The following is a 10,497-nucleotide window of genomic DNA, read 5'->3' on the forward strand; positions in this document are numbered from 1 at the left end:
CTCGTGGCCACGCTCAATTTCGTGATCGGCGCCGGCCTCGCGGCCGGCCCGCTGCTCGCCGGGCTGATGCTCGACGCCGGCGGCACGATGCGCGTGCTGTTCACGGCCGCGACGGCCGTCGCGATCGTGTCGTTCGCCGCGCTGCGCCACATCGATCGCCGCACGCGCCCTTCCGTTTCCTCCCAACCGTGACAGGTCACGCACATCCATGAATCGCACTGCTTTCTTCACCGACGAACGCACTTTCTGGCATACCGGCGGCACGCACGCGCTGTTCTTCCCGGTCGGCGGCTGGGTCCAGCCGCCGTCGAGCGCGGGCTACGCGGAATCGCCCGATTCGAAGCGCCGTTTCCTGTCGCTCGTGCAGGCCTCGGGCCTGGCCGCACAACTCGACCTGCGCGGCGCCGAGCCTGCCTCGACCGCCGACCTGCTGCGCATTCACCCCGCGCACTATCTCGACGCGTTCCGCGCGCTCAGCGATGCGAACGGCGGCGACCTCGGCGACCTCGCGCCGTTCGGCAAGGGCAGCTACGAGATCGCCGCGCTATCGGCCGGACTCGCGATCGCGGCCGTCGATACGGTCCTCGACGAGCGTGCTGCAAATGCGTTCTCGCTGTCGCGGCCGCCCGGCCATCACTGCCTGCGCGATCGTCCGATGGGTTTCTGCCTGCTGGCGAACATTCCGATCGCGATCGAGGCCGCGCGTGCGAAACACGGCATCGAGCGTGTCGCGGTGATCGACTGGGACGTGCATCACGGCAACGGCACGCAGTCGATCTACTACGACGATCCGGACACGCTGACGATCTCGCTGCATCAGGACCGCTGCTTCCCGCCCGGCTACAGCGGCGCGGACGACCGCGGCGAAGGTGCTGGCGCGGGCGCGAACCTGAACGTGCCGCTGCTCGCCGGCAGCGGCGACGATGCGTATCGCTACGCGCTCGAACGGATCGTGCTGCCGGCGCTGGAGCGTTTCCGGCCCGAGCTCATCGTCATCGCGAGCGGCCTCGACGCAAGCGCGGTCGATCCGCTCGCGCGCATGCAGCTGCATACCGACAGCTACCGGTTCATGACACGTGCGGTGAAGGAGGCTGCGCAACGCCATTGCGGCGGACGGCTCGTGATCGTTCACGAAGGCGGCTATTCGGAGGCGTACGTGCCGTTCTGCGGGCTCGCGATCGTCGAGGCGCTGGCGGGTGTTCGCACCGACGTCGCCGATCCGATGCTCGACCTCGCGATCGCGCAGCAGCCGGGCGAGCGGTTCGTCGCGTTCCAGCGCGAACTGCTCGACGAACTGGCGGCGTCGTTCGGGTTCTAGCGCGCGCCGGGAGACGCGACGGGGGGCCGGCCTGCGCCGGCCCTCTTGTGCGATCGGAGCGGATGGGGTTTCCTGTGCTTTTATCCCCGTTCCGGCGCGAAGCCGCACTCTTCCGATGAAATCGTCCCCGCGCGATAACAATGACGATGCCAAGACGCGCCGCCAGCCTTCGAAGCTGGTCCTGAACATCGCCGCCGTGACGGTCGGCCTCATCACGTTCGCGATCGGCGCGGCGTGGGTGATCTATAGCTGGGTCGTCGATCGCGAGGCACAGTATTTCGCGATCCCGCTGGTGTTCTCGGTGCCGGTGATCGTGGCGGTCGCGATCCGGAGTTTCTGGGAATAGGCACGCCTGAAATGACGCAGCGCCGCGGGTCGGGCGACGCGCGGCGCTGGGTGTCTGGCTTGTTTCTGATCAAGCGGGCATTCCCGCCGTTCGCTTGCGGGCCGGTCACAGGCCCGGGCGCGCACACGGATTGGGGGCTGCGCCCTGATATCCGCCCGTGACGACGCCCAGCGCGGCGCCCGCCAGCGACGTGCCGAGCGCTTTCAGCACGTTTTCCGTAGAGAATGTCTCGCCGCTCGACATCACGCGCCCTGAATACGCAGAGCACGCCGACGACGTCGATGCAACCGTCTGCACGGGCCTGGCGCTCCACGCAATGTTCTCGGCAGGCGTATTGGCAAAAGCCGGCGCGACCAGCATCAGCGCCAGTACGGAAATCGGAATGCGTACGGTGTGTTTCATCGGTGATCCTCGGCGTAATTGTGTTTCTTATATGGGAAGTGAACACGATATTACACGCGGCACGAATATTCGCGCACCGCTTGCCCAGGCTCGCGTGCCGGAAAAGCACCGACATAAACAAAAAAGCGCCGCGGTCAATCGACCGACAGCGCCTTTTTGTGAATGGCCCCTGTTAGAGGCGCATTCGACTTCTGGTGCGTGAGGCCGGACTCGAACCGGCACACCCTTGCGGGCGTCAGGACCTAAACCTGGTGCGTCTACCAATTTCGCCACTCACGCGAATGACTGTCGCCTGACCACGCGGCACGCAAGATGCGTGGCCACGCGCCCGGGACATCGCGCCGGCTTGTAACCGGCACGCCCAATCAGGCGAGCGCGAGATTCTACCCGATCCGTGCGGGCTTGTCTCGCCCCGCCGGCACCCATCTTGCAGCGATGCTAGAATGCCGCGCTCGACGTTTCGGCACCGCGCCGCCGCGCGTCCCCCGAACCCGCCCCCACACGATTCCGCCCGTGAACTTCGACGACTACTGTCAGCAAAAGGCCGCCCCTGCGGGCTCCAGCGTCTACTACGCGCTGCGTCAGGCACCGCTCGCCACGCAGCCGCGCCTGACGGCACTGTTCGCGCTGCGCCGCGAACTCGAGGAAACCGTCAAGGAAACCAGCGACCCGACCGTCGGACACACGAAGCTCGCGTGGTGGCACAAGGAACTCGCGGCGCTGGCCGACGGGCAACCGTCGCACCCGGTCACGAAGGCGCTCGCCAAGCATCATCCGGCGATCGCCGCCGAGGCCGATGCGTTGCGTACGCTCGTCAACGGTTACGGGATGGATCTCGAACAGGCGCGCTACCTCGATTTCGCGAACCTGCAGCGCTATATCGCGCAGGTCGGCGGCACCTTCGCGTCGCTGGTCGCACGCGCAAGTTCGCCAAACCCGGCGGACCCGCAACCGTGGGCCGCAGACGCCGGCCGTGCGCTGATGCTCGCGCAGTTCGTGCAGGACCTCGGCAACGACGCGCGCCACGGCCGCATCTACCTGCCGATCGACGAGCTGCAGCGCTACAACGTGACCGCGGCCGATCTGCTGAATCGCCGCTACAGCCCGGCCTTCACCGAATTGCTGCAATTCCAGACGGCGCGCGCGCGCGAAGCGCTCGTGGCCGCCGAAGCGGCGATCCCGGCATCCGAACGCCGCGCCCAGCGCACGCTGCGCGCGCAGATCGCACTGGCCGGCTCGCTGCTCGACGAAATCGAGCGCGACGACTACCAGGTGCTGCATCAGCGTATCGCGCTGACGCCGATCCGCAAGCTGTGGATCGCGTGGCGCGCCGCGCGCCGCCGCTGATCCTCGCTCCTCACGCCTTCAACAACGGCAGCGTATCGAAGCGCTGCTGCAGCACGCGGGTCGCATCGAGCCCCCACCACGGCCCGAGCACGGTCGCGTAGAGCTGGCGGAAATCGACCGCGACCGGCAGGTTGCCGTTGCCGTCGAGCCGCCCGAGCGCCGGCGGCGCACCGTACAGCCCGCCGGCCACACGGCCGCCCATCACGAAATGTGGCGCGGCCGTGCCGTGATCGGTGCCGTTGCTCTGGTTCTCGCGCACCCGCCGCCCGAATTCCGCATACGTCATCACGAGCGTCTGGTTCCAGCGCCCGAGTTCGATCAACGCGCCGCGCATCGCGCTCATCCCTTCCGCGAACTGCTTGAGCAGCGCGGCCTGCTGCCCCGGCTGGTTCTGGTGCGTATCGAAGCCGTTGAGCGTCAGGCGCAGCACCGCGACACCATCCTGCGCACCGGGCCCGGACGCTTCGCACGCGGCCAGCACCTGCATCGCGGTCTTGACCGACGTGCCGAACGCACCGGTCGGAAACGCCGTCCTGAATTCACGCATCCCGCCGCGCGGGCGCAGCCGGTCGGCCGCCTTCACGATGTCGTTCTCGACATCGATGATGTGGGCGAGCGCGGGGTTCTGTTCGCGCAGCGACGACGGCTCCGCGAGCCGGGCCGCACGGATGAACTGCGCGGGATTGACGAGCGCGATCGCACGCGCACCGTTCGAGAGCGGCCCCATCTCGGCGCTGCCGAGCACGACGCCGTCGGCCGCGAAACCGGGCGGCACGGGCGCCTGCGCGAACGTGCGCGTGAGCCAGCCCTCGTGCAGGTACTGATCCGAGCGCGACGCGGTATCCCAGATCTCGATCGAGCGGAAATGCGACAGGTTCGGCTGCGGATAGCCGACGCCCTGCACGACCGCAACCTGCCCGTCGCGCCACAGCGGCATCAGCGGCGCGAGCGACGGATGCAGCCCCGTGTGCGCGTCGAGTTGCAGCACCTGCTCGCGCTTGATGCCGATGCCGCGCCGGAACTGGTAATACAGCGGGTCCGCATACGGCACTACCGTGTTGAGGCCGTCGTTGCCGCCCTTCAGCTCGACGAGGATCAGCACGTTCGCATACCCGGGCGCCGCCTGGCGCCCCGCCTGCGCCACGGAAGCTGCCATCGCAGGCGCTTGCCACATCGACACGCCGGCCGCGGCCGCCGCGCCCGTCAGCGTCAGAAAATCACGTCGGTTCATCGCGCATCCTTTGGTTCACCGTCCGGCAGCTTTGCCGCACCGGCTCCCCGCTTCATCGTCGTTCGAATCATTTCAGTTGATAGGCCGGATCCATCAGCAGCGCCTCGAGATACGCGCTGCCGGTCGAATCCGTGTCGATCGCCGCGACCGGCGACAGTTGCAGCACCGCGTGCTGCAACTGAAGCTCGGTCGACAAGCCCGCGATCGCCTGCGGCCGTGCGCGATATTGTGCAAGCCAGCGTTCGAGGTCGAAACGCAGGCCGGCGCGGGCGGGCTTGGCGGGCGTGCTGCGCATGCCGGCAGCGGACGCCGTATCGACCACCGGCATCGCATGCGCGCGGACATTCGGCGCTGGCGACATCGCATGCGCCGGCGGGTGCATGCCGGCCGTCTCCGTCGCGCGGAACAGTTGTTCGACGAACTGCTTGCGTGCGAGCAACGTGGTGCTGTTGATCCACAGCGCGCCGCCCGGCCAGCCCTTCACGTTCGGCGGGTAGAACAGGTTCTGCCCGAGCGTGCGCACGGTGTTCGCGAGCATCTGCGGATCGCCGTATGACACGTCGAACAGCCGCACCGACCCGACGACGAATTCCACCGGCGACTTGACGAGCACGCCTCGGTTGCGTGGATCCCAGAAGGCGTCGGTCGACCACAGCGCGGCGAGCGCCGCGCGAATGTCGTAGCCGCTCGAACGAAACCGTTCGGCCACCGCATCGAGCGCGCCCGGATCGGGCGTATCCGACACGAACTCGCGCCACAGCCTGGCGGCGATGAAGCGCGCGGTGCCGGGCCGCTTCAGCAGGATGTCGAGAAAGCCATCGCCGTCGAACGGCCCCGTTTCGCCGAGGATCGTCTTGTCGCCCGCATCGTGCAGATCCGGCCGCACCTCGAAGCGATAGGTATCGGGATCGACGGTCCAGCCCGTCATCGCACGCGCGGCTTCGGTCACGTCGTATTGCGTGTAATGCCCTTCGCCGAGCGTGAACAGCTCCATCACCTCGCGCGCGAAATTCTCGTTCGGGCGCCCCTTGCGATTGCTCGCGCCGTCGAGGTACTGCAGCATCGCCGGATCCTTCGCGACCGCGTGCAGCAGCACGCCGAAATTGCCGAGCGCCTCGCGGCGAAACAGTGCGTTCTGCGCCGCCATCGTCTGCGGGTAAGGCACCTTGTCCTGCCCCGACGTGAAGTGCCCGTGCCAGAACAGCGTCATGCGCTCGGTGAGCGGCGACGGCGTCACGATCATCTCGTTGACCCACGCCGCGCGCAGCGCATCGTACCGGACGTTGCGCTCGCGCTGCTCGTCGCGCCGCATGTCGGGGGTCAGCGCCTGGCGCTGCGCGCGCGTCGGCGGCAACTCGGCGATCCAGTCGGGCCATGTCGTGACAGGGTCGCGGCGAACGTTGCCGAGCGTGTCGGCCACGACCTGCGCACGCGTCATGCCGACGATGCGCGCGACATCGGCGGGCGCGGGAGAAAAGCCGGTACGGCTCAGGAAAAACAATGCATCGTCGGCGTCGAGCGGCGACTGCATCGCAGGCGACGGCGCCGGTGCGGCAGCGTTCGCTTTCATCGTCATGGACTCCCGGAACGCACCGGCGGTGCGGATGCCGGTACAACGGCAATCAGCAGGCGAAAGTTGACGGAAAAATTGCTACGAATCTTTTCCGCGCGGCATGTTCCGCGCAAGGCGAAGGACGGCGCGTCAGCGCTTGTACAGCTCGCGAACGGCGTCCTCGATGTGCTGGCGCAAAAGGTGGCGCTCCTCGGGCGTCATGTGCCCGTCGCGGCGGTGCTGTTCGAGATCGGGAGGCACGGCGGAACGGACCGTCATCTCGGCGGTACGATCGGACTGCGGCGCTTTGCCGCGCGGCAGCTTGCGCGACGATGCGCCCTGCTCGGGGCGCTGCGCATACGCGAAGTTCGACGCATACGGACCGGCAAGCGCGATCGTCAGCATCAGTGCAATCCGGGCAGATCGCATGACCGTCCTCGCTTCTTTGGTCGATTTGTTCCCTTCGTCACGCGGCAACCGGTTACCTCTGGTACTTGAAAAACCCTGCGGAATTCGGGTGTGCAAAGATGAAAGATGGAGTGCAGGGGAGTATCTACCGAATTTCGGCTTCGAGTAAAGGAATCTCTATAGCCTGCCTTTACTCGGCGCGACACTACGGGTAAATTTTGTAACCGACTGTAACGCCCGAAAATACGCGGCCGTGCGTCAATTCCCATTCGCGATAAGATGCCGATCATGGAAACGAAAAACCCCTCCAAGATTCTCGTCGTCGACGACGACCCGCGCCTGCGCGATCTGCTGCGCCGCTATCTCGGCGAGCAGGGTTTCAATGTCTACGTCGCCGAAAACGCGACCGCAATGAACAAGCTCTGGGTACGCGAGCGTTTCGACCTGCTCGTGCTCGACCTGATGCTCCCGGGCGAAGACGGCCTGTCGATCTGCCGCCGCCTGCGCGGCAGCAACGACCGCACGCCGATCATCATGCTCACCGCGAAGGGCGAGGATGTGGATCGCATCGTCGGCCTCGAGATGGGCGCCGACGATTACCTGCCGAAGCCGTTCAACCCGCGCGAACTCGTTGCACGCATTCATGCGGTGCTGCGTCGTCAGGCGCCGGCCGAACTGCCGGGCGCGCCGTCCGAAACCACCGAGGTATTCGAGTTCGGCGAGTTCTCGCTGAACCTCGCGACACGCACGCTGACGAAGTCCGGCCAGGAAATTCCGCTCACCACCGGCGAGTTCTCGGTGCTGAAGGTGTTCGCGCGTCATCCGCGCCAGCCGCTGTCGCGCGAGAAGCTGATGGAACTCGCGCGCGGCCGTGAATATGAAGTGTTCGACCGCAGCCTCGACGTGCAGATCTCGCGCCTGCGCAAACTGATCGAACCGGATCCGGGCAGCCCGCGTTTCATCCAGACCGTCTGGGGCCTCGGCTACGTGTTCATCCCGGACGGCGCCGCCTGATCTTTTTTCTTTCCGGTTTCGCCCGCCCACGGCCCGTCCCATGCGTATCGACCGGCGCCTCCTGCAGCTCGCGTTCGGCGGGCTGTTCTGGCGCACCTTCCTGCTGATCGCGCTGCTGATCTCGGTCAGTCTCGCCGCGTGGTTCCAGAGCTTTCGCGTGATCGAGCGCGAGCCGCGTGCGCAGCGCGTCGCGCTGCAGCTCGTCGCGATCGTGAAGCTCACGCGCACCGCCCTGCTCTATTCCGATCCCGATCTGCGGCGCGCGCTGCTTCAGGATCTCGAGAGCAACGAGGGCGTGCGCGTTTACCCGCGCGAGAAAACCGACAAATTCAAGCTGCAGCCTGACGAATCGCTGAATCGTCTGATCGAACACGACATCCGCAGCCGCCTCGGCGACGATACCGTGATCGCGCAGTCGGTCAACGACATTCCCGGCGTATGGATCAGCTTCAAGATCGACGACGACGATTACTGGGTCGCGCTCGACCGCGACCAGCTCGACAACGTCACGGGCCTGCAGTGGGCCGGCTGGGGGCTGTTCGCGCTCGCGTTGTCGCTATTCGGCTCCGCGTTCATCACGAGCCTCGTGAACCGGCCGTTCTCGCGGCTTGCGCTCGCCGCGCGGCAGATCGGCTCAGGCCAGACGCCCGAGCTGCTGCCCGAGCGCGGGATGGGCGTCGCGGCCGACACCAACCGCAGCTTCAACCAGATGGTGCGCGACCTCGAGCAGCTCGAGGCCGACCGTGCGCTGATGCTCGCGGGCATCTCGCACGACCTGCGCACCCCGCTCGCGCGGCTGCGGCTCGAAACCGAGATGAGCCCGTCCGACCAGGCGACCAAGGATGCGATGGTCGACGATATCGAGCAGATGGACCGCATCATCGCGGCCTTCATCGACTACGCCCGCCCGTCGCAACGCAAACCGGAGCCCGTCGACCTGTCGTCGATCGCGCAAGAAGTCGCCGCGCGCGTGTCGGGCGAGGACGGCGTCGAGATCCGCACGCGGCTCGCGCCGAGCGCGGTGATCGAAGCCGACGAGACCGACATGCGCCGCGTGATCGGCAACCTCGTCGAGAACGCGCGCAAATATGGGCAGAGCAAGCAGGACGGCGTATCGCGCATCACGCTCGAGACGCGCGTGTCGCACGCACGCGTCGAGCTGTCGGTGAGCGACGAAGGCCCCGGCATCCCCGAGGATCAACTGCCGCTCGTGATGCGGCCGTTCTACCGCGTCGACACCGCCCGCACCAAGGCGGACGGCACGGGCCTCGGGATGGCGATCGTGCTGCGCCTCGTCGGCCGCTATCGCGGCGCGCTGCGCCTGCGCAACCGCAACCCCGAAGCGGGCCTCGAAGTCACACTCGAATTCCCCGGCGCCGGCAAGGCGCGTGCGACTGCGTGACGCGCTCGCGCACACTTCTTGCGCTGCACACTATCGATCCGGTTGAAAAAAACTATGAAGATCGTTAGTCAAAATCTATTGAAGCACTTTACTAATAGTGTTATAGTTTTGCCCATGCTGTCACATCATCGTTGCAGCACCGAGGTAGCTTGACTCAGTCTTCTTCCCAACTCATACAGGAGTATCCGCATGAAAACCGTGGGCGATAAACTCGAAGCTTTCACCGTCGTAGCCGCGAAGCCGGGCTTCAATCATCACGAGGAAAACGGCCAGTCGGCATTCGAGACCGTCACCGAAGCGTCGTTCCCGGGCAAGTGGAAGATCATCTACTTCTATCCGAAGGATTTCACGTTCGTGTGCCCGACGGAAATCGTCGAATTCGCGAAGCTCACGAAGCAGTTCGAAGAGCGCGATGCCATCCTGCTGGGCGGCAGCTCGGACAACGAATTCGTCAAGCTCGCATGGCGCCGTGAGCACAAGGACCTCGACAAGCTGAACCACTACGCGTTCGGCGACGTCAAGGGCGAGCTGATCGACCAGCTCGGCGTGCGCGACAAGGAAGCCGGCGTGGCCCTGCGTGCAACGTTCATCGTCGATCCGGACAACACGATCCAGCACGTTTCGGTGAACAACCTGAACGTCGGCCGTAGCCCGGAAGAAGTCCTGCGGATTCTGGACGGCCTGCAAACGGACGAACTGTGCCCGTGCAACCGTGCAGTCGGCGGCGCAACGCTGTAAGCGCATCGATGCACGAAGCCCGCGGCGCACGTCCTGCCTGCGGGCTTTTTTAACGGCCAACCCATAGGAGATATCAATGGAATTCATCGATTCGATTAAGGCACGTATTCCCGACTACGCGAAGGACATTCGCCTGAACCTCGACGGCACGATCTCGCGCTCGTCGCTCGAAGGCACCGACGCGGTCGGCGTCGCGCTGGCGGCGGCCATCGCGGCGAAGAGCACGGTGCTCATCAAGACGATCCGCGAAGCCGGCGTCCTGTCGCCCGAAGAGACGAACGCCGTGCTGACGGCGGCCGCGCTGATGGGGATGAACAACACCTGGTATCCGTATGTCGAGATGGCCGACGATGCCGACCTGAAGACGCAACGCGCCGAACTGCGGATGGGCGCGTATGCGACGCACGGTGGCGTCGACAAGCGCAAGTTCGAGATGTACGCGCTCGCCGCGTCGATCGTCGGCAAGGGCCACTTCTGCGTGAAGTCGCACTAGGCGCTGCTGAAGAACGAGCAAGGGATGACCGTCACGCAGCTGCGCGACGTCGGCCGTATCGCGTCGGTGATCAACGCCGCCGCGCAAGTGATCGCCGCAGAAGGCGAATAAGCGGTTGCACCACCCGGCCGGCAATCACGCCGGCCCGGTAGCCGCGCCAAACGAAAATGCCACGCGGATGCGTGGCATTTTTCATTTCCGCGGCGCGGCGCGCCGGGCGAACCGCGCCGCGGAAATGAAAAATGC

At 66.0% G+C, this 10,497-nt stretch carries 10 protein-coding genes, 1 tRNA gene and 2 pseudogenes; 8 read left to right on the forward strand and 5 right to left on the reverse strand.

Annotation, left to right across the window (positions count from 1 at the left end):
• The 3 genes and pseudogenes from G3N93_RS25140 to G3N93_RS25150 all read left to right on the forward strand — a co-directional run.
• Positions 1-192: pseudogene (locus tag G3N93_RS25140) on the forward strand (MFS transporter); the annotation flags it as partial.
• A gap of 16 nt (positions 193-208) precedes the next feature.
• A complete protein-coding gene (locus G3N93_RS25145) occupies positions 209-1,318 on the forward strand; it encodes a class II histone deacetylase (protein WP_206134182.1) in 1,110 nt (369 codons plus the stop codon).
• A gap of 115 nt (positions 1,319-1,433) precedes the next feature.
• Positions 1,434-1,664: a hypothetical protein gene (locus tag G3N93_RS25150; protein ID WP_011352370.1), complete on the forward strand. Its 231-nt coding sequence runs from the start codon at positions 1,434-1,436 to the stop codon at positions 1,662-1,664.
• Between the two features lie 105 nt (positions 1,665-1,769).
• Here the strand turns inward: G3N93_RS25150 and G3N93_RS25155 are convergent, their stop codons facing one another.
• Positions 1,770-2,066: a hypothetical protein gene (locus tag G3N93_RS25155; protein WP_174941226.1), complete on the reverse strand. Its 297-nt coding sequence runs from the start codon at positions 2,064-2,066 to the stop codon at positions 1,770-1,772.
• Between the two features lie 192 nt (positions 2,067-2,258).
• Positions 2,259-2,345, reverse strand: a tRNA-Leu gene (locus G3N93_RS25160).
• 234 nt (positions 2,346-2,579) lie between these two features.
• Between G3N93_RS25160 and hpnD the strand changes: the two genes are divergently transcribed.
• Positions 2,580-3,413, forward strand: coding sequence for a presqualene diphosphate synthase HpnD (hpnD, locus tag G3N93_RS25165; RefSeq protein ID WP_206134183.1), 834 nt, complete (start codon positions 2,580-2,582; stop codon positions 3,411-3,413).
• A gap of 10 nt (positions 3,414-3,423) precedes the next feature.
• Here the strand turns inward: hpnD and G3N93_RS25170 are convergent, their stop codons facing one another.
• The 3 genes from G3N93_RS25170 to G3N93_RS25180 form a co-directional block, all read right to left on the reverse strand.
• Complete coding sequence (locus G3N93_RS25170; RefSeq protein ID WP_206134184.1) at positions 3,424-4,644, reverse strand: DUF1501 domain-containing protein; 1,221 nt, start codon at positions 4,642-4,644, stop codon at positions 3,424-3,426.
• Between the two features lie 67 nt (positions 4,645-4,711).
• A complete protein-coding gene (locus tag G3N93_RS25175) occupies positions 4,712-6,214 on the reverse strand; it encodes a DUF1800 family protein (protein ID WP_206122039.1) in 1,503 nt (500 codons plus the stop codon).
• Between the two features lie 132 nt (positions 6,215-6,346).
• Positions 6,347-6,625 carry a hypothetical protein gene (locus G3N93_RS25180; RefSeq protein ID WP_174941234.1) on the reverse strand — a complete coding sequence of 93 codons (279 nt, stop codon included), beginning with the start codon at positions 6,623-6,625 and terminating at the stop codon, positions 6,347-6,349.
• 258 nt (positions 6,626-6,883) lie between these two features.
• On the opposite strand from G3N93_RS25180, the gene ompR reads away from it, so the two are divergent.
• The 4 genes and pseudogenes from ompR to G3N93_RS25200 all read left to right on the forward strand — a co-directional run bounded on the left by ompR (position 6,884) and on the right by G3N93_RS25200 (position 10,362).
• Positions 6,884-7,618 (forward strand): two-component system response regulator OmpR, encoded by a 735-nt coding sequence (gene ompR, locus G3N93_RS25185; RefSeq protein ID WP_006478565.1) that lies wholly within the window; start codon positions 6,884-6,886, stop codon positions 7,616-7,618.
• 40 nt (positions 7,619-7,658) lie between these two features.
• The gene (locus G3N93_RS25190; RefSeq protein WP_043188038.1) at positions 7,659-9,020 is read left to right on the forward strand and encodes an ATP-binding protein; all 1,362 of its coding nucleotides are present in this window, start codon (positions 7,659-7,661) and stop codon (positions 9,018-9,020) included.
• A 189-nt stretch (positions 9,021-9,209) separates the two neighbouring features.
• Entirely contained in the window at positions 9,210-9,758 is a 549-nt protein-coding gene (locus tag G3N93_RS25195) for a peroxiredoxin (protein ID WP_011352387.1), read from the forward strand.
• Positions 9,759-9,834: 76 nt separating this feature from the next.
• Positions 9,835-10,362 (forward strand): annotated as a pseudogene (locus tag G3N93_RS25200) (carboxymuconolactone decarboxylase family protein).
• Positions 10,363-10,497: the final 135 nt, after the last annotated feature.

The organism is Burkholderia sp. Se-20378, assembly GCF_017104665.1.
In the GTDB taxonomy this organism is placed as follows: domain Bacteria; phylum Pseudomonadota; class Gammaproteobacteria; order Burkholderiales; family Burkholderiaceae; genus Burkholderia; species Burkholderia lata.